Origin of the sequence: Vibrio sp. Vb339, from assembly GCF_902751245.1 — a bacterium.
GTDB lineage: Bacteria > Pseudomonadota > Gammaproteobacteria > Enterobacterales > Vibrionaceae > Vibrio > Vibrio coralliirubri.
The window spans coordinates 26355-45697 of the sequence record NZ_CADDIS010000011.1; the positions used below are offsets into that span (position 1 = coordinate 26355).

General features: G+C 45.8%; 19 protein-coding genes. 5 read left to right on the top strand and 14 right to left on the bottom strand.

Annotated features, from left to right (window positions below):
• From ilvM to ilvA, 4 genes are read left to right on the top strand one after another with little or no spacing between them, the layout of a single operon-like run.
• Entirely contained in the window at positions 1-285 is a 285-nt protein-coding gene (gene ilvM / locus HRQ85_RS24710) for an acetolactate synthase 2 small subunit (protein ID WP_017055442.1), read from the top strand.
• Between the two features lie 12 nt (positions 286-297).
• Positions 298-1266 carry a branched-chain amino acid transaminase gene (locus HRQ85_RS24715; RefSeq protein WP_017063017.1) on the top strand — a complete coding sequence of 323 codons (969 nt, stop codon included), beginning with the start codon at positions 298-300 and terminating at the stop codon, positions 1264-1266.
• 33 nt (positions 1267-1299) lie between these two features.
• Positions 1300-3141, top strand: coding sequence for a dihydroxy-acid dehydratase (gene ilvD, locus HRQ85_RS24720; protein WP_172380835.1), 1842 nt, complete (start codon positions 1300-1302; stop codon positions 3139-3141).
• Positions 3142-3143: 2 nt separating this feature from the next.
• Positions 3144-4688, top strand: coding sequence for a threonine ammonia-lyase, biosynthetic (ilvA, locus tag HRQ85_RS24725; protein WP_048610859.1), 1545 nt, complete (start codon positions 3144-3146; stop codon positions 4686-4688).
• Between the two features lie 100 nt (positions 4689-4788).
• Here ilvA and punR read toward each other — a convergent pair whose 3' ends face one another.
• Positions 4789-5703, bottom strand: coding sequence for a DNA-binding transcriptional activator PunR (gene punR, locus HRQ85_RS24730; RefSeq protein WP_172380836.1), 915 nt, complete (start codon positions 5701-5703; stop codon positions 4789-4791).
• Between the two features lie 163 nt (positions 5704-5866).
• Between punR and punC the strand changes: the two genes are divergently transcribed.
• Positions 5867-7078 (top strand): purine nucleoside transporter PunC, encoded by a 1212-nt coding sequence (gene punC, locus HRQ85_RS24735; protein WP_017063021.1) that lies wholly within the window; start codon positions 5867-5869, stop codon positions 7076-7078.
• Positions 7079-7155: 77 nt separating this feature from the next.
• On the opposite strand, the gene HRQ85_RS24740 is transcribed toward punC, so the two are convergent.
• The 13 genes from HRQ85_RS24740 to HRQ85_RS24800 all read right to left on the bottom strand — a co-directional run bounded on the left by HRQ85_RS24740 (position 7156) and on the right by HRQ85_RS24800 (position 19340).
• The gene (locus HRQ85_RS24740; protein WP_172380837.1) at positions 7156-8775 is read right to left on the bottom strand and encodes a sensor domain-containing diguanylate cyclase; all 1620 of its coding nucleotides are present in this window, start codon (positions 8773-8775) and stop codon (positions 7156-7158) included.
• 220 nt (positions 8776-8995) lie between these two features.
• The gene (gene glmU / locus HRQ85_RS24745) at positions 8996-10354 is read right to left on the bottom strand and encodes a bifunctional UDP-N-acetylglucosamine diphosphorylase/glucosamine-1-phosphate N-acetyltransferase GlmU (RefSeq protein WP_048610853.1); all 1359 of its coding nucleotides are present in this window, start codon (positions 10352-10354) and stop codon (positions 8996-8998) included.
• 183 nt (positions 10355-10537) lie between these two features.
• Complete coding sequence (locus tag HRQ85_RS24750; protein ID WP_004735742.1) at positions 10538-10960, bottom strand: F0F1 ATP synthase subunit epsilon; 423 nt, start codon at positions 10958-10960, stop codon at positions 10538-10540.
• An 18-nt stretch (positions 10961-10978) separates the two neighbouring features.
• Positions 10979-12382, bottom strand: coding sequence for a F0F1 ATP synthase subunit beta (gene atpD / locus HRQ85_RS24755; protein WP_048610850.1), 1404 nt, complete (start codon positions 12380-12382; stop codon positions 10979-10981).
• Between the two features lie 34 nt (positions 12383-12416).
• Positions 12417-13283: a F0F1 ATP synthase subunit gamma gene (gene atpG, locus HRQ85_RS24760; RefSeq protein ID WP_016794171.1), complete on the bottom strand. Its 867-nt coding sequence runs from the start codon at positions 13281-13283 to the stop codon at positions 12417-12419.
• 48 nt (positions 13284-13331) lie between these two features.
• Positions 13332-14873: a F0F1 ATP synthase subunit alpha gene (gene atpA / locus HRQ85_RS24765; protein WP_010433235.1), complete on the bottom strand. Its 1542-nt coding sequence runs from the start codon at positions 14871-14873 to the stop codon at positions 13332-13334.
• Positions 14874-14886: 13 nt separating this feature from the next.
• Complete coding sequence (gene atpH, locus HRQ85_RS24770) at positions 14887-15420, bottom strand: F0F1 ATP synthase subunit delta (RefSeq protein WP_009848122.1); 534 nt, start codon at positions 15418-15420, stop codon at positions 14887-14889.
• 15 nt (positions 15421-15435) lie between these two features.
• Positions 15436-15906, bottom strand: a complete 471-nt coding sequence (gene atpF, locus HRQ85_RS24775) for a F0F1 ATP synthase subunit B (RefSeq protein WP_010433231.1) — start codon at positions 15904-15906, stop codon at positions 15436-15438.
• Positions 15907-15964: 58 nt separating this feature from the next.
• Positions 15965-16222 (bottom strand): F0F1 ATP synthase subunit C, encoded by a 258-nt coding sequence (atpE, locus tag HRQ85_RS24780; RefSeq protein ID WP_004411110.1) that lies wholly within the window; start codon positions 16220-16222, stop codon positions 15965-15967.
• A gap of 51 nt (positions 16223-16273) precedes the next feature.
• Positions 16274-17071: a F0F1 ATP synthase subunit A gene (gene atpB, locus HRQ85_RS24785; RefSeq protein WP_017632650.1), complete on the bottom strand. Its 798-nt coding sequence runs from the start codon at positions 17069-17071 to the stop codon at positions 16274-16276.
• Positions 17072-17079: 8 nt separating this feature from the next.
• Complete coding sequence (locus tag HRQ85_RS24790; protein ID WP_017058798.1) at positions 17080-17469, bottom strand: F0F1 ATP synthase subunit I; 390 nt, start codon at positions 17467-17469, stop codon at positions 17080-17082.
• A 192-nt stretch (positions 17470-17661) separates the two neighbouring features.
• A complete protein-coding gene (locus HRQ85_RS24795) occupies positions 17662-18543 on the bottom strand; it encodes a ParB/RepB/Spo0J family partition protein (RefSeq protein WP_050622182.1) in 882 nt (293 codons plus the stop codon).
• Between the two features lie 23 nt (positions 18544-18566).
• Positions 18567-19340, bottom strand: a complete 774-nt coding sequence (locus tag HRQ85_RS24800; protein WP_019825554.1) for a ParA family protein — start codon at positions 19338-19340, stop codon at positions 18567-18569.
• Between the last annotated feature and the right edge of the window lie 3 nt (positions 19341-19343).

The following is a 19343-nucleotide window of genomic DNA, read 5'->3' on the forward strand; positions in this document are numbered from 1 at the left end:
ATGAAAAGATACCTATTAGACATTAAAGCCGATGATAAGCCTGTACTACTAGAGCGTGTTCTTCGTGTTATCCGCCACCGTGGCTTCATTGTTAAGCAAGTTGCGGGCACTCAAAACCACGAAAGCAAAGTGGCGAGTGTTGAGATCATCGTAGACAGTGACCGTCCGATCTCTTTCTTGGTAAACCAAATCGAAAAGCTGTGGGATGTGCGTACCGTTGACGTTATCTCGATCAGCCGTAATGAACTGCCAAACAACAACTTACAACAAAAGATAAACGCATAAGGAACCGCAAACATGACAGCTAAAACAGCAGACTATATTTGGTTTAACGGTGAGATGGTTCCTTGGGCAGAGGCGAACGTTCACGTCCTGACTCACGCAATGCACTACGGTACTTCTGTGTTTGAAGGTGTTCGTTGTTACAACACACCAAAAGGGCCGGTTATCTTCCGTCACCCTGAGCACGCTAAGCGCCTAAAAGATTCAGCAAAAATCTACCGCTTCCCTATTCCTTACACAGAGGAAGAAATTATGGAAGCGACTCGCGAAACGCTACGCCAAAATAAGCTAGAGTCAGCGTACATTCGCCCTCTAGGTTTCGTAGGTAACGTTGGTTTGGGTGTCTGCCCGCCAGAAAACACTGAGATGGAGCTAATCATCGCTGCTTTCCCTTGGGGTTCTTACCTAGGCGAAGAAGCGCTAGAAAATGGCGTTGATGCGATGATTTCTAGCTGGAACCGTGCCGCGCCAAACACGATCCCAACCGCAGCAAAAGCCGGTGGTAACTACCTATCTTCACTATTAGTTGGTGGTGAAGCTCGTCGTCATGGTTACGATGAAGGCATCGCACTGAGTGTTGATGGTTACCTTTCTGAAGGTGCAGGTGAGAATATCTTTGTGGTACGTAACGGCGTGCTATCAACGCCACCAGCGACCAGCGCGATTCTGCCGGGTATCACTCGTGATTCGATCATGACACTAGCAAAAGACATGGGTTACGAAATCCGTGAAGAGAACATTGCTCGTGAAGCGCTATACCTTGCCGATGAAGTATTCATGACAGGCACAGCGGCGGAAATCGTTCCGGTTCGCAGCGTAGACAAAATTACAGTAGGTGAAGGCAAACGCGGTCCTATCACTGAAAAAGTTCAAGCGGCTTACTTTGGTTTATTCAATGGAACCACTGAAGATAAGTGGGGCTGGTTAGACTACGTTTACCCAGCAGACCAAACTTCAGAAAACCAAACGCAAACAACTAAGTAAGCAACAGCCAAATATTTTATAAGGATTTAAGCAATGCCAATCTATCGTTCAGCAACGACTACCCACGGACGCAACATGGCTGGTGCGCGCGCTTTATGGCGTGCAACTGGCGTTAAAGATGATGACTTCGGTAAGCCAATCATCGCGGTTGTAAACTCGTTCACTCAATTTGTACCAGGCCACGTTCACCTAAAAGACATGGGTCAACTGGTTGCGGGTGAAATCGAGAAAGCGGGCGGTATCGCTAAAGAATTCAACACCATCGCAGTTGATGATGGTATCGCAATGGGTCACGGCGGCATGCTGTACTCACTGCCATCACGTGAGCTTATCGCAGATTCAGTAGAATACATGGTCAATGCGCACTGTGCAGATGCGATGGTGTGTATCTCGAACTGTGACAAAATCACTCCGGGAATGATGATGGCCGCAATGCGTCTTAACATCCCAGTGATCTTTGTATCTGGCGGCCCAATGGAAGCGGGTAAAACCAAGCTTTCAGATCAGATCATCAAGCTAGACCTTGTTGACGCGATGATTCAGGGTGCCGATCCAACGATTTCAGACGAGCAAAGTGAGCAAGTAGAACGTTCTGCATGTCCAACATGTGGCTCTTGTTCAGGCATGTTCACAGCGAACTCAATGAACTGTCTAACAGAAGCGCTTGGTCTATCTCAGCCAGGTAACGGTTCTATGCTGGCAACCCACGCAGACCGTGAAGAGCTATTCATCAATGCTGGTAAGCGCATCGTTGACCTCACTAAGCGTTACTACGAGCAAGACGACGAATCAGCACTGCCACGCAACATTGCTAACCGCGCAGCCTTTGATAATGCAATAGCGTTAGATATCGCGATGGGCGGTTCAAGTAACACAGTACTTCACCTTTTAGCGGCAGCTCAAGAAGGTGAGATTGACTTTGATATGGGTGATATCGACGAGATGTCTCGCCGCGTTCCACACCTATGTAAGGTTGCACCTTCAACACCTAAATACCACATGGAAGACGTTCACCGCGCTGGTGGCGTAATGGCTATCCTAGGTGAGCTTGATCGTGCTGGCCTACTGAACAACCAGACTCGCACCGTGCTTGGTCTAAGCATGCAAGAGCAACTAGCTCAATACGACATCATGCAGACAGAAGACGAAGCCGTGCTTAAGTTCTTCCGCGCTGGCCCTGCTGGTATCCGTACCACCAAAGCTTTCTCACAAGATTGTCGTTGGGATCGCCTTGATGATGACCGCGTCGATGGTTGTATTCGTACCAAAGAGAACGCATTCAGCCAAGAAGGTGGTCTAGCGGTACTTTCAGGTAACATCGCGGTTGATGGTTGTATCGTTAAGACCGCGGGTGTTGATGAAGAAAACCTTAAGTTCCAAGGCCCTGCAATCGTATTCGAAAGCCAAGACACAGCAGTAGACGGCATCTTAGCGGGTAAAGTAAAAGCAGGCGAAGTGGTTGTTATTCGTTACGAAGGTCCTAAAGGTGGTCCGGGCATGCAAGAAATGCTCTACCCAACCACTTACCTAAAATCTATGGGTCTAGGTAAGTCTTGTGCTCTTCTAACTGACGGACGTTTCTCTGGTGGTACATCAGGTCTATCTATCGGCCACGCTTCTCCAGAAGCTGCAAGTGGCGGTGTGATTGGTCTAGTGAACACGGGCGATATTATCACTATCGACATCCCTAGCCGCTCAATCACACTTGATGTGCCTGAAGCAGAGCTTGAAGCACGTCGAGTTAAACAAGATGCACTAGGCTGGAAACCAGAAAACCGTCAGCGTGAAGTGTCTTTCGCACTGAAGGCTTACGCAAGCATGGCGACCAGTGCCGACAAAGGCGCAGTACGTGATAAGTCTAAGCTTGAGGGCTAACTATGAGTGATGACACCTCCAGTCCCCAGAAACAAACTGGCGCAGATTATCTGCGTCAGATCCTGAGAGCGCCGGTTTACGAAGCGGCAATCGTAACACCTCTACAGGATATGCCGCGTTTAAGCGCGCGCATTGGTAATCAGGTTCAGCTTAAGCGAGAAGACCGTCAGCCGGTGCACTCGTTCAAGCTACGCGGCGCCTACAACATGGTATCAAGCCTTTCTGAGCAGCAAAAAGCCGCAGGTGTGATTGCTGCATCGGCGGGTAATCATGCTCAAGGTATGGCGCTGTCTGGTTCTAAGTTGGGAATTCAGACTACGATTGTGATGCCAAAAACCACACCAGACATCAAGGTTGATGCGGTACGTGGATTTGGCGGTAACGTGGTTCTGCACGGCAGCAACTTTGATGAAGCCAAGGCAGAAGCCGAGCGTCTTTCTGCTGAACATGGCTTCACCTTTGTGCCTCCTTTCGATCACCCACTGGTGATTGCAGGACAAGGCACTATGGGTATGGAGATGCTTCAGCAAAACGGTCACATGGATTATATCTTTGTGCCGGTTGGTGGTGGTGGCTTAGCTGCAGGTGTTGCTGTATTAGTAAAACAGCTGATGCCAGAGATTAAAGTCATTGCAGTAGAACCAGAAGATTCGTCTTGCTTGAAAGCGGCCCTCGATGCCGGTGAACCTGTAGTACTGGATCAGGTCAGCATGTTTGCTGACGGTGTTGCGGTTAAACGCATTGGCGAAGAAACCTTCCGTCTTTGCCAACAGTACATTGACGGTCACATTGCAGTCTCTAGTGATGAGATCTGCTCTGCGGTGAAAGACATCTTTGAAGACACTCGTGCGATTGCTGAACCTTCAGGAGCGCTTGCTCTGGCTGGCTTGAAGAAGTTTGCTGAACAGAACCAACTGCAAGACAAGCAATTGGCAACGGTATTGTCTGGTGCTAACACCAACTTCCACGGCCTGCGATATGTCTCTGAACGTTGTGAGCTAGGTGAGAAGCGAGAAGGTCTACTTGCGGTTACTATTCCAGAGCGACAAGGGGCATTCCTGGAGTTCTGTAATATCATTGGTGGCCGAGCGGTGACTGAGTTTAACTACCGCCACAACGACGAAAGCCTAGCGAATATCTTCGTTGGTGTACGCCTACAAGGTGGTCAAGAAGAACTCGAACACATCATCAATGACTTACGTGAGGGCGGCTACCCGGTTGTCGATCTCTCTGATGATGAGATGGCAAAACTGCACATTCGCTACATGATTGGCGGTAAACCATCGAAACCACTCAAAGAACGCCTATACAGCTTTGAGTTCCCAGAGTACCCAGGTGCATTGATTAAATTCCTTGATACCTTAGGGACACACTGGAATATCAGCCTATTCAATTACCGTAACCACGGTGCCGACTACGGCCGTGTATTGTGTGGCTTTGAACTTGATGATGATGATTTGGCTCAATTCTCGACACACCTACGAGAGCTTGGCTATCAGTGTAAAGATGAAACCGATAACCCTTCCTACAAGTTCTTCTTGTCATAAGAGTTAACGACCGAATCAAAAAAGAGCGAGTATTTACTCGCTCTTTTTACTGGTGCTGATTCAGCTCAAGCTTGAAAAGGATCTTCTTGTAAACAGATCATTAGATCGCCTTGCGATGATCCAACCAATCTTGGTAAAGTTTCTCACTCGATCCTAGGTACTTCACCATCCATTCGATCAGTTTATGGTTATCGTCTTTTCGCCATACCAAACAACAATGACTCTGCGGGCTCGGTTCAGGCAGTATTTTCTCCACCAGCAGGCCTTGTTCGATAATTGGCGCGGCAATGTGCCTTGGCATATAACCCACTCCTACTCCATTCTTAAGACACTCTATGGCGCTATACCAGTTGGGTAACAACAGGCGTCTTTGACTTGAGTAGTGGCCTGTGTGTCGCTTGGGGAGCACACTAGAGGTATCGTCCAAACATATCGCGGGATACTGGCTGACAAATTCTTCGTTGAGGTTTTGCTCTCGCACACACGGGTGACTTGGCGACATTACAAACGCCCAATCTAGGCGTCCCATATCTTTAACCTCAAAGTCGCCACCGACCGGTATCGCTGAGGTTGCGCCAATCACAATATCCGCTCTGCCCTGTGCAATCGCCTCCCAAGAGCCATTAAACACCTCCATGTTGATCTGAAGCTCTGCGAACTCAAAGGTTTGGTAGAACTCTTCAATCATCGGCTTCATCTTATCGAGCTTAACTACGTTATCGAGCGTTAGGCGCAAGGTTTTCTTCCAACCACGCGCTGCTCGGCGAGTCTGAGCACTGACCTCTTCCATCTGCCTCAACAACGCACGTGCCTCTTCAATGAACAATTCACCTGCCGGTGTCAGCTCTACTTTTCTCGGTAAACGTCTGAAAAGTAGAACATCCAGTTCTTGCTCAACCTGCCTAACACCGTAGCTGATCGCCGATGGTACTTTGTGCAATTGTTCTGCCGCCGCAGTAAAACTGCCTAAGCGAGCAACCGTATCGAGCATTTCTAAAGAGGATTTAGAGAACATAAGCCTTCAAATTTTTTGATTAATAACCACATATTTTAGCGTTTTATTTTATCAGGTCTGAAAAATAGAATGTCAGCATAAATAAACAGGGGCTTTTACTTCTGTATATCTAACAATTTTTTTGATGATAAAAACATCACTACCTTTAGTTTAATGGCATCTTATGAATATTTCTAAATTTCAATTGGTCTACCTTGCAGTTCTTTCAATGCTTGGCTTTATTGCGACCGACATGTACCTTCCTGCATTTAAGGCAATGGAAGTTGATTTCGCAACCGGCCCAGAGCAGATTGCTCTGTCTCTAACGGTATTTCTTGGCGGTATGGCAATGGGTCAGCTTCTTTGGGGTCTGGCGAGTGACAAGTATGGTCACCGTAATACGCTGGCGGTTGGTCTTGTTATCTTTACTGCAGCTTCATTCGGCTTAGCATTCAGCACCGAGGTATGGCATCTACTGACACTGCGCTTCATTCAAGCAATCGGCGTATGTGCTCCTGCGGTAATCTGGCAAGCAATGGTTATCAAGCGTTACTCACAAAGCAGTAGCCAACAAATTTTTGCAACCATCATGCCTTTGGTTGCGCTATCTCCTGCACTAGCACCTCAGCTAGGAGTGTTACTGGCGGATAGCTTTGGTTGGCACAGCATCTTCATCACATTAACCTTGATGGGTGCACTGCTAGTGGCGACAACAATGGCTCAACCAAAAGAAGCGCCTGAAGTAAAACAGACATCGATTAAGACAGACATCAAGATGTTGCTTAAATCAAAGCCTTACATGGGTAATGTTTTAATGTTTGCGTCAGCATCTGCAGCGTTCTTTGCTTACCTAACAGGTATGCCAGAGATCATGGCTCAACTAGGTTATGAAGCAAAAGACATCGGTTTGAGCTTTATCCCACAAACAATCGCGTTCATGGCGGGTGGTTACTTCGGTAAGCAAGCAGTGAAGAAATATGGCGATGGCGTTGTACTTAGAAACCTTATCGGTTTGTTCAGTGTAGCGGCGATGCTCATCTTTATCGCATCACAGTGGGAATTGACGTCAATCTGGCCTCTACTTGCGCCTTTCTGTTTGATTGCTGTCGCAAACGGCGCACTTTACCCAATCGTAGTAAACCGTGCCCTATCAAGCGCTAAACAGAGCCCTGCGACAGCTGCTGGTCTACAAAACAGCCTGCAAATCAGCATCAGTGGCCTATCAAGTGCATTGGTCGCAGCAATGGCTAGCCAAGCACTAAGCGCGACAGGTATCGCGGTTGTGATCTGTTTGGGCGCATTGTGGGTTGGCTATATTGTTTCGAACAAAGAGCTTTCTGAACACTTCGCGACACCAGACAACTCTCGAGTGGTCGCTGACGAGAAACAAGATTAGTTTCTAGGTTAACGAAAACAAAAAAGAGCGAGATTACTCGCTCTTTTTTTATATCTAAATTCAGCCTTTGCTTATGACTATTTCGAAGCCGCTTCACCGTCAACAATTTCTAACGCTGGCGCTTTATGGCGGCTATATTCATCATAGTTAACCACTCGGCTGCGGCCCATATCTTTCGCCATGTACAAAGCATTATCGGCCATCTTGACCAGAGATTCGGTATCAGACGCAGGCTTAGGATAGGTGGCCACACCAATTGAAACTCCAAGCTGCCCTAGCGATAAGCCTTTGTGCTCAAGGTGCATTGAGCGCACCGCATCACACAAGGTTTGACCAAACTCCGTCGCTTCTTGCATTGAATAATGTGGAAGCAGAACCGCTAACTCCTCACCACCGAGCCGGCAAGCAATCTCGTCTTCGCTAACACTCTGTTTGAGTAGTGCACTGATCTCTTTCAATACGAAGTCACCCGCATCATGACCAAAGTTGTTATTAAAGCGTTTGAAGTGATCCAAATCGAGCATCAATAGCGATAATGGCTGCTCGCTGGTGGCCGAATTCATTGAGTGCTCTTCCAGTTTTTGTTCGAAGAAACGACGGTTGAATAAGCCAGTAAGAGGGTCGCTCAATGCTTGCGAGCGAAGCTTCTCTTGCAGGCTCAGGTTAGCTAATGCCAAGCCTAAGTGCTCTGAAACGCTGAACGCCAATTGCTCAGTAATGGGATCTATCTTGATATCACCAACACCGAAATAAAGGTGCATTATACCGATGGTGTTGCCATGTGCCGTCAACGGAATACACAGGGTTTGGTTGTTTTCCATCTCATGCATGTGACCACAGGTTAACGAGTGGAAATCGTCATTTGATTGATGTGCACGCCCCTTACGCAGTGACCAACACTCTTCAGGAGCAAAGCTCGCACTTCCCGGCCAAGTCTCTCCCCAATCGAGCTGAGTGATCAACTGGTTACGCGATGCACGCATCAAAGAAACACTGCCGTTCACGTTACCGAGAATTCGCGGCAAGATATCCGACACGATCTGTTGGGCTTCCACCATGTTGTTACACGCGGCCAGCATATTCGCGAGGCGGTGCATCAACTCAATTTCGTGGGTTCGTTGGCGAATGCGTTCATCTTGCTTCTTCTGTTCTTCTTCCACTCGATGAACAATTTGGCGATTACTCACGTAAGAGGTGCCGATCAAGAAGCTCAAACTCAGTAACACCATACCAACCAGAATCCCCATCAATTGGAAGTTCATCTGTTTCAGTTGATGCATTGGCGAAGAGATCACGATAACGAAATCTTGCCCGTTAACGCTCTCATTCATTGAATAGTAGATTCGGTCGATGGAGGTAACGGTACTAAAACGGACATCACTGCCAGTACCTTGTTGAAGGGCTTGCTTGAATTCGGGGCGGTTAGCGTGATTTTCAACTCTAGCTAGTGCATGGTCTGAAAGATCCGTATCACCAATCACGACACCATCGGGACTGATCACTTGGATTCGGAGTCGAGTGTTGGCTTGCGTTAAGTCTCCGATGTAATCATCGACATCCATATCAGCCGTAAATAACTCACTATCTTCACGAATTTCATAGATAACGTCTGACATCAAAGAGACAAGATGATCACGCTCATTCTCAACAACCAGCTTTTCCAACGTTACATAAAAGCCATAGAGACCTATTAACATTGAAAAAGACAAAATAATGATCGGCAATGTTTGCCATTTCTTTTCAACCAATATCACCGTACATTAACCCATTTATACCGAACTACTGCCCGAATATTAACAATCTATTAAAAAAATACAATTGCCAAATTGATTATTTTGTTAGCAGTGAGTGACCGATACAAAAAAGCCAGTAGCGATGCTACTGGCTTTCATAAGAATATCTTTTGAACGTTAGAGATTATTTCTTAGTTGGACGTTTCCAATCAGCAATCTTACGTTCTTTCGCACGGCTGATAACCAGCTCATTTTCAGAAACATCGCGTGTTACTGTAGAGCCAGCTCCAACGGTAGCACCATTACCAATCGTAACAGGTGCTATTAATTGGCTATCTGAACCAACGAATACGTCGTCGCCGATGATGGTCTTAAACTTATTCGCACCATCGTAGTTACAAGTAATTGCACCCGCACCCACGTTTACGCGCTGACCAATTTCAGCATCGCCTAGATACGTTAAGTGGTTCGCTTTAGAACCTTCACCAAGGCGAGTGTTCTTCACTTCAACAAAGTTACCGACGTGCGAGTTATTACGCATGTCAGCACCAGGACGTAGACGAGTGAAAGGACCAACCGTACAGTCTTCACCTACTGTTGCACCTTCGATCACACTGTATGGGCGAACGATGGTGTTGTCATCAATCTCGCAGTCTTTCAATACACAACCAGTGCCGATAATCACGTTATCGCCAATGCTTACGCTGCCTTCGATGATAACGTTAGTATCAATCTCAACGTCCATACCGCACTGCAGTTCGCCACGTAGATCGAAGCGGCTTGGGTCGCGCAGCATTACGCCTTGCTTTAATAACTTGTCTGCTTGCTCAGCTTGGTAAGCACGCTCTAGACGAGCCAGTTGAGAGCGGTCGTTTACGCCTTCCACTTCAATTGGGCTTACTGGGTGTACCGCTTCAACCGCTCGACCTTCATCGTGAGCCGCTGCGATAACGTCAGTCAGGTAGTATTCACCCTGTGCGTTGTCGTTACTTAGGCCAGACAACCAGCGCTTCAGATCGCCACCAGTCGCCACCATAACGCCAGTGTTGATCTCTTTGATAAGCTTCTGCTCATCCGTTGCATCTTTCTGCTCAACGATAGCCACAACAGGGCCATTACGACGAATAATGCGACCGTATCCCATTGGGTTGTCTAGCACGACCGTAAGTAGCGCGATACCACCGTTTGGTTGAGCGTCTAATAGGTTTTCAATGGTTTCAGGTGAGATCAGTGGAACATCACCGTATAGCACCAATACTTTTTCATCATCAGCGAAATGTGCAGATGCTTGATCCACCGCGTGGCCTGTACCCAGTTGCTCAGCTTGCAGTGCCCAATTTACAGATTCTTCAGCTAGAGTAGCCTTCATCTGATCACCACCGTGGCCGTAAACCAGGTTGATGTTTTGAGCGCCTAGACCATTACAGGTATCGATAACATGCTTCACCATTGGCTTACCCGCAAGTGTGTGCAGAACCTTTGGTGTGTTTGAATACATGCGAGTGCCTTTGCCCGCCGCGAGAATTACCGCGCTAAACTTCATTGTAAACCTATCCAACGTTATTTTTATTAAGCCGATATTGTAACCGTTTTTGGCCGAAAAATTAAATCGCAATAACCATTTAACCAGTAGTGATACGTAAAAGAAGCATTTTTGAGAACATCAAAAATGCAAAAAGGCGACCCTTAGGTCGCCTTTATCTCAGAGTCTATAATCTTAAAAAGATTAACGACGCTGTTTTGTCAGTTCGATAACTCGTAACTGAGCAATGGCTTTAGCCAGTTCACCGGCCGCTTGTGCGAAGTCTATGTCGCCATGCTGATTTTGGATATTCTCCACAGCCTTGCGTTTAGCTTCTTCCGCCTTTGCTGCGTCTAGCTCTTCACCACGGATAGCTGTATCAGCCAGTACAGTCGCTGTACCAGGCTGAACTTCTACCATACCACCAGAAACATAAATAATTTCTTCGTGGCCGTGCTGCTTAACAATACGCACCATACCAGGCTTGATAGCGGTCAGCAGTGGAGTATGACCATGGAAAATACCAAGCTCACCCTCACTACCGGTCACCTGAAACGTCTCAACAAGGCCTGAGAAAATTTGTTTCTCTGCACTTACAACGTCTAGGTGAAAGGTTATTGCTGCCATATCGCCTCCTAGTTAGCCTTATAGCTTCTTAGCATTCTCGATAGCTTCGTCAATTGCACCACAGTACATGAACGCTTGCTCTGGAATGTCATCGTATTCACCAGATAGAAGACCTTGGAAGCCACGTAGAGTCTCTTTAAGAGGTACGTAAACGCCTGGGTCACCTGTAAATACTTCCGCTACGTGGTAAGGCTGAGTTAGGAACTTCTCAATCTTACGAGCACGAGATACAACTTGCTTATCTTCTTCAGATAGCTCGTCCATACCTAGGATAGCAATGATATCTTTCAGCTCTTTATAGCGCTGAAGAGTAGACTGAACGCCACGAGCGATGTCGTAGTGCTCTTGTCCAACTACCAATGGATCCAGTTGACGTGAAGTAGAATCTAGCGGGTCGATCGCTGGGTATAGACCCATAGATGCGATGTTACGGTTAAGTACAACCGTTGCATCCAAGTGAGCGAACGTTGTTGCTGGAGACGGGTCAGTCAAGTCATCCGCTGGTACGTATACCGCCTGTACAGACGTGATAGAACCAGATTTAGTTGACGTGATACGCTCTTGTAGAACACCCATTTCTTCAGCTAGTGTAGGTTGGTAACCTACCGCAGAAGGCATACGACCTAGAAGTGCTGATACTTCAGTACCTGCTAGTGTGTAACGGTAGATGTTATCAACGAACAGTAGAACGTCACGACCTTCGTCACGGAAGCGCTCTGCCATTGTTAGACCAGTCAGTGCAACACGTAGACGGTTACCTGGTGGCTCGTTCATCTGACCGTAAACCATCGCTACTTTTGATTCTTCAGGTTTTTCGATGTTTACAACACCTGCTTCCTGCATCTCAAAGTAGAAATCGTTACCTTCACGAGTACGCTCACCTACACCTGCAAATACAGATAGGCCTGAGTGTTGAAGTGCGATGTTGTTGATAAGTTCCATCATGTTAACGGTCTTACCTACACCAGCACCACCGAATAGACCGATTTTACCACCCTTAGCGAATGGACAAATCAAGTCGATTACTTTAACACCAGTTTCTAGAAGAGCTGTCTCGTTAGACTGCTCTTCGTAGCTTGGAGCTTCACGGTGAATGGCGTAATGCTCTTCAGCACCAATCTCGCCACACTCATCAATCGCGTCACCTAGGACGTTCATGATACGACCCAATGTCTTAGTACCTACTGGTACTGAGATTGGAGCGCCAGTATTTTCAACTGTCAAACCACGACGTAAACCATCAGAGCTACCCATTACGATTGCGCGAACTACGCCACCGCCAAGTTGTTGCTGAACTTCAAGAACTAGACGTTCTTGTACTTCATTAACATTCAGAGCGTCGTATACACGAGGTACTTCACCCTGTGGGAACTCTACGTCGACTACCGCACCGATGATCTGTACGATCTTACCTGTAGCCATCGTTAATCCTCTAACTATTTAGTTTTACCTAAGCTTAAACCGCAGCTGCGCCTGAAACGATCTCAGAAAGTTCTTGTGTAATCGCCGCTTGACGCGCTTTGTTATACACAAGTTCTAAGTCATCAATAATGTCACCAGCGTTATCTGTTGCTGATTTCATTGCAATCATTCGAGCCGCTTGCTCACAAGCAAGGTTCTCAACCACACCTTGGTACACTTGAGATTCGACATAGCGAACCAATAGTGCATCTAGTAGTGGTTTTGGCTCGGGCTCATAAATGTAGTCCCAAGAATGACTGCGTTTCATTTCTTCGCTGTCTGATTTAGGCAAAGGAAGTAATTGATCGATCGTTGGTTCTTGAACCATAGTGTTTTCAAACTTGTTGAACACTACGAACAGGCGATCTAATTCGCCTTCATCATATTTCTTCAGCATAACGCTTACAGAGCCAATCAAGTCTTCAAGGCTTGGACGATCGCCCAGACCAGAAACTTGAGCTGCTACTTTCGCGCCGCTGTTGTTGAAAAATGCTGTCGCTTTTGAACCTACAATTGCAAGTTCAACGTCAGCACCTTTCTCAGACCAATCTTTCATGTCGTTCATGGCTTTTTTGAACAAGTTAATGTTCAAACCACCACAAAGACCACGGTCTGTAGAAACGATGATGTAACCAACACGTTTGGCTTCACGTTCCTCAAGATAAGGATGCTTATACTCGAGGCTACCATTAGCCAAATGACCGATCACTTTACGCATTGTTTCTGCATATGGACGAGTAGCTTCCATTGCGTCTTGAGAACGACGCATTTTTGAAGCTGCTACCATTTCCATTGCTTTCGTAATCTTCTGTGTGCTTTTAACACTACCGATTTTATTACGTATCTCTTTTGCGCCGGCCATCGTTACTCTCCGTTAATGGTATGAGGTGGCCCTAAGACCACCTACCAATTACCAGGTCTGGGTTGCCTTGAAATCGTCAACAAGCTTCTTCAGCTCAGCTTCGATTTCTTTATTGAAAGCACCCGTTGTGTCGATCTGTGTTGCTAGATCGGCATATTGACCACGAGCAAACGACAGTAAAGCAGCTTCAAAGTCTAGAACTTTAGAAAGTTCAACGTCTTGAAGGTATCCACGCTCTGCAGCGAAGATTACTAGAGCTTGGTCAAATACAGACATAGGAGCGTATTGCTTCTGCTTCATCAGTTCTGTAACTTTTTGACCGTGGTCTAGCTGCTTCTTAGTCGCTTCATCAAGATCCGAAGAGAACTGAGCAAATGCTGCAAGTTCACGGTATTGAGCTAGAGCAGTACGGATACCGCCAGATAGCTTCTTGATGATTTTAGTCTGCGCCGAACCACCTACACGAGAAACTGAGATACCTGGGTCAACAGCTGGACGTACGCCCGCGTTGAATAGCTCAGTTTGTAGGAAGATCTGACCATCAGTAATCGAGATTACGTTCGTTGGTACGAATGCAGATACGTCACCAGCTTGCGTTTCGATGATAGGTAGAGCAGTTAAAGAACCAGTCTTGCCTGTCACTTCACCGTTAGTGAATTTTTCTACGTATGCTTCGCTTACACGAGCAGCACGCTCTAGTAGACGAGAGTGAAGGTAGAAAACATCACCTGGGAACGCTTCACGACCTGGTGGACGCTTAAGTAGTAGCGAGATTTGACGGTAAGCTACAGCTTGCTTAGATAGATCATCATAAACAATCAGTGCATCTTCACCGCGATCACGGAAGTATTCGCCCATCGCACAACCAGCGTACGGTGCAAGGTATTGCAGCGCTGCAGATTCAGAAGCAGATGCAACAACAACAACAGTGTTTGCTAGTGCGCCGTGCTCTTCTAGTTTGCGAACTACGTTAGCAATAGTCGACGCTTTTTGGCCGATAGCTACGTAGATAGAGAAAATACCAGAATCTTTTTGGTTAATAATCGCATCGATCGCCATTGCTGTTTTACCAGTCTGACGGTCACCGATTACTAGTTCACGTTGACCACGACCGATAGGGATCATTGAGTCAACAGACTTGTAACCAGTTTGAACAGGTTGATCTACCGATTTACGGTCGATTACACCTGGTGCGATAATTTCTACAGGCGAAGTCAATTTAGCTTCGATTGGACCTTTACCATCAATTGGCTCACCTAGCGTGTTTACAACACGACCAAGCATTTCAGGACCTACTGGTACTTCTAGAATACGACCAGTACCTGTAACTTTCATGCCTTCCTGTAGGTCAGCATACGGGCCCATTACAACAGCACCAACCGAATCACGGTTCAAGTTTAGTGCTAGAGCGTAACGGCCACCCGGTAGTTCGATCATTTCACCTTGCATCACGTCCGCTAGGCCGTGGATGCTAAGGATGCCATCGCTTACAGAAACGATAGTACCTTCATTGCGAGCTTCACTAACAACGTCGAAAGATTCAATACGTTGTTTAATTAGATCGCTAATTTCAGTGGAATTAAGTTGCATGCTCCAATCCCCATTAAGACTGCAATGCATCGCTCAGGCGGTCTAAACGACTGCGCGCTGAGTTATCGATGACTAGGTCTCCGGCTCGAATAATAACTCCACTAAGTAGAGTCTCATCTATACTGCAATTCAGCTGAACTTTGCGCGCTAAGCGCTGTTCCAATTTGCTGCTGATCTCTGCGCGTTGTTCTTCAGAAAGTTCTACCGCTGAAGTTACTTCAACGTCGATCTCTTTCTCATACTCTTTTTTGAGTATAAAGAACTCTTTACAAACATCAGGAAAAGCCATTAAGCGGCCATTCTCTGCCATCACTTTAATTAAGTTCTGACCGAATTCATCAAATTGTTCGCCACAAATTACAATGAATACTTCAGCTAATTTTTCAGCAGTCATAGAACCGCTTAATAAATTATGAACATCATCATTTTGTGCCACTTCGGCAGCAAAAGTAAGCATCTGACCCCATTGGTCTAGCTCACCTTTATCTACCGCAAAGTCAAACGCTGCTTTAGCATAGGGGCGTGCGATTGTAGTCAAATCAGACATATACAGCCCCTTGCTTTAAAGTTTTGCAGTAATGTTGTTAAGAAGATCATCGTGTACATCTTTATCGATTGTACGCTCAAGGATTTTCTCAGCACCAGCTATAGCCAGAGTTGCGACTTGTTTGCGCAGGTCATCACGGGCACGTGTACGCTCTGCTTCAATTTCTGCTTCAGCTTGCGCTAAGATTTTCTGGCGTTCTGCCTGAGCTTCTTCGCGTGCTTCATCAATAATTTGAGCTTTACGTTTGTTTGCCTGATCAATAACCTCAGTTGCAGTGCGCTTTGCTTCTTTCATTTGCTCAGAAGCGTTGGCTTGTGCCAGGTTCAAGTCTTTAGCAGCGCGTTCAGCGGCTACTAGACCGTCAGCAATTTTTTTCTGACGTTCTTCAATTGCTTGCATGATTGGTGGCCATACATATTTCATGCAGAACCAAACAAACAATGAAAAAGCAATTGCTTGACCTAACAGAGTTGCGTTCATATTCACAACAGCTACCCCTCGTTAAGAATCAACTACAAAAATTTAATTAACTATTGAGAGTTAATTAGCCTGCTAGTTGACCAACAAATGGGTTAGCAAACGTGAATAGTAGTGCGATTACGATACCGATCATTGGAACAGCATCCAGTAGACCAGCGATGATGAACATCTTAACTTGTAGCATTGGAGCCATTTCAGGTTGACGCGCAGCGCCTTCTAGGAATTTACCACCAAGAATAGCAAAACCAATTGCAGTACCTACGGCACAAAGACCAACAATAATAGCAACAGCGATTGCTGAAAAACTTAGTACAGTTTCCATTTACGTTCTCCGATTAACATTAATAGTTAGAATAAAGCTTAAAAATTTTTTTTAGTGATCACTATCTTCATGAGCCATTGATAAGTAAACGATTGTCAACATCATGAAAACAAACGCTTGAATCAAAATAACCAAGATATGGAAGATAGCCCAAGGTAGTGCACCTACCCATTGTAAGTACCACGGTAGCATTGCCGCGATAAGAATAAACACCACCTCACCCGCAAACATATTACCAAATAAACGCATACCTAGAGATAGTGGCTTCGCTAATAACGAAATTACCTCAAGTACCAAGTTAAATGGAATCATGATTGGGTGATTAAATGGATGCAGTGCCAATTCTTTAGCAAATCCGCCTAGACCTTTCACTTTGATGCTGTAGTAGATCATCAGAGCAAAAACACCTAAAGCCATTGCCATTGTTATATTTACATCAGCTGTAGGAACCACTTTCAAGTAAGGGATACCTAGCCAATGCTCTGCAGGATATGGTAAGAAATCGATAGGCACTAAGTCCATCAAGTTCATTAATATAATCCAGCAGAATATAGTCAGTGCTAGTGGGGCAATCAGAGGGTTGCGGCCATGGAAAGTTTCTTTAACGTTGTCACCAACGAATTCCACTACCATTTCAACAAAACACTGAAGCTTACCAGGTACACCTACTGTTGCTTTCTTTGCGACTGAGCGAAAAACCCAAAGGAATAACATCCCTGTCAACACCGAAAAAAACAGACTGTCTATATGTACGTTCCAGAAACTTGTCTCCTCTACAAGACCAAACTTAGCTAAAGAAAGGTTTTGTAAGTGGTGTTCAATGTATCCGGATGCTGTTGGCGCAGCCATAACTCATCCTATTTTTTATTGTTAATGAAAAGCACTGGCGCAAAGATATTAATACCTAGAACCAGTAAATAGGTCAGTTTGAGGGGAACTAATTCCACCTGCATATACATGTAGACAATAGAGAATAGTAAAACTGTGATAAGGATTTTTAGCGCTTCGCCTGCATAGAACGACGCCGCAACTAACTTAGTTGCACGAGCTCCACTAAATAGGAAAGCACACACACAAAAAACTGCATTTGCGATGACAAAAATACCGCCACCGATTAATGCAGCAAAACCCCAATCAGGATTAACAGCTAAACCTAACCCTATCGCCACTAATATAACCGCGCTAAGCTCGATCAATAACATTTGCTTTGCAAGCACTCGTCCTGGTCTTGCTAACGCCGCTACCATGTATTCGTTCCTCTTTTAAGCCTTCTTTACTACTCGCTTAAAAGCGTGCTGAGAAATTGGCGAAAATTATACGTTCAGCCAAATTGATTGCAACAACAACGCAGCAATCATTTACATTTTTGCATACAAAGCGACAACTTTTGTACGAAATCACTTGTTTATTACATAATTGACCTAAATCAATTATCTCATTTAGTACTCTAGTTTAGCAATAAGTTGCTCTAATTTGTGAGGCTCATCAATAGTAATTATTACTTTTGACTTACCGCTAACAGAACGAGTGACTGAAACGTTTGCTTGCAATTTTTCCGTGAGTCTTCGTGAAAGTTCGATAGCTTCTGTGTCTTCAGGCTTCGATTCTGGCTCAACGTCTGGTTTTAAGCACTTTTTGACAAGTTGCTCAGTTTGACGCACGGTCATTTTTTTGGTTGCCGCAGTGTTTGCTGCTTCAACCTGGGTATCACCTTCAAGCGCAAGCAGTGCTCGAGCATGCCCCATTTCCAGTTGTTTATTGGAAACTAAACCTTTTACTTCATTTTCGAGCTGATTTAGACGTAATAAGTTACTCACCGTTGCTCTCGATTTACCGATAACATCAGCGACTTGTTGGTGTGTCAGCTCAAATTCGTTCTGTAGGCGCTCTAGCGCTTGTGCTTCTTCGATAACATTCAGGTCTTCACGCTGAATATTCTCAATCAATGCCATCGCGATAGCGGCCTTGTCTTCAACTCTCTTGATCAGGCATGGCACTTGTTTAAGGCCAGCTTGACGAGCCGCTCTCCAACGACGTTCACCAGCAATAATCTCGAACTGGTCATGCGCCAATGGGCGAACTACGATCGGTTGGATAATGCCTTGAGATTGAATTGATGCAGCCAGCTCTTCTAGCGCTTCAGGCGCAATATCCTTACGCGGTTGATATACACCAGGCTTCAAGCAACCAACAGCCAGTTCAATAAGCTCACCATCAGCCGACAACGCCTGACTATGAGAAGCAACTTGCTGTTTTTCACGAGCCAATGAGCTAGTTGCAAGCAATGCATCTAGCCCTTTTCCTAAACCACGCTTAGACATTGAGCGAATTCCTTTGATTGGACCTATACTGGGACTTCTTCACGACGCAACATTTCGCCAGCAAGAGCAAGGTAAGCCTTAGCTCCTGCGGAATATTTGTCGTAGTACATTGCTGGCTTGCCGTGACTCGGGGCTTCTGCCAGACGCACATTTCTAGGGATCACAGTTCGGTAGACTTTGCTACCAAAGTGTTTTTTGAGTTGATCAGATACTTCGTTCGATAAGCGGTTGCGAGGATCGTACATAGTACGCAGAAGACCTTCGATCTTCAGGTTCTCGTTTACAACAGCCGCTAGCTTACTGATGGTATCCATCAATGCAGTCAAACCTTCCAAAGCAAAGTATTCACATTGCATAGGAACCAATACGGAGTCGGCCGCAGCCATCGCGTTGATTGTAAGAAGGTTTAATGAGGGTGGGCAATCAATAAAGATGAAATCATAGTTATTGCGAATGGATTCGAGTGCATTTTTTAAACGAACTTCACGAGCAAACACTTCCATCAGCTTGATTTCTGCCGCAGTAACATCACCGTTCGCGGCGATGAGGTCATAATTGCCAGATGTACTCCGGCAAACTACCTCATCAAATGGGGTGTCTTCAACCAACAAATCGTAAGCAGTTGCTTCAACTTGATACTTGTCGACACCGCTCGCCATAGTGGCATTACCTTGAGGATCGAGGTCAACAACCAATATCTTGCGTTTTGTTGCCGCCATTGATGCTGCTAAATTAATGCAAGTTGTTGTTTTTCCTACGCCACCCTTCTGGTTGGCAATTGCTACGATTCTACCCACTAT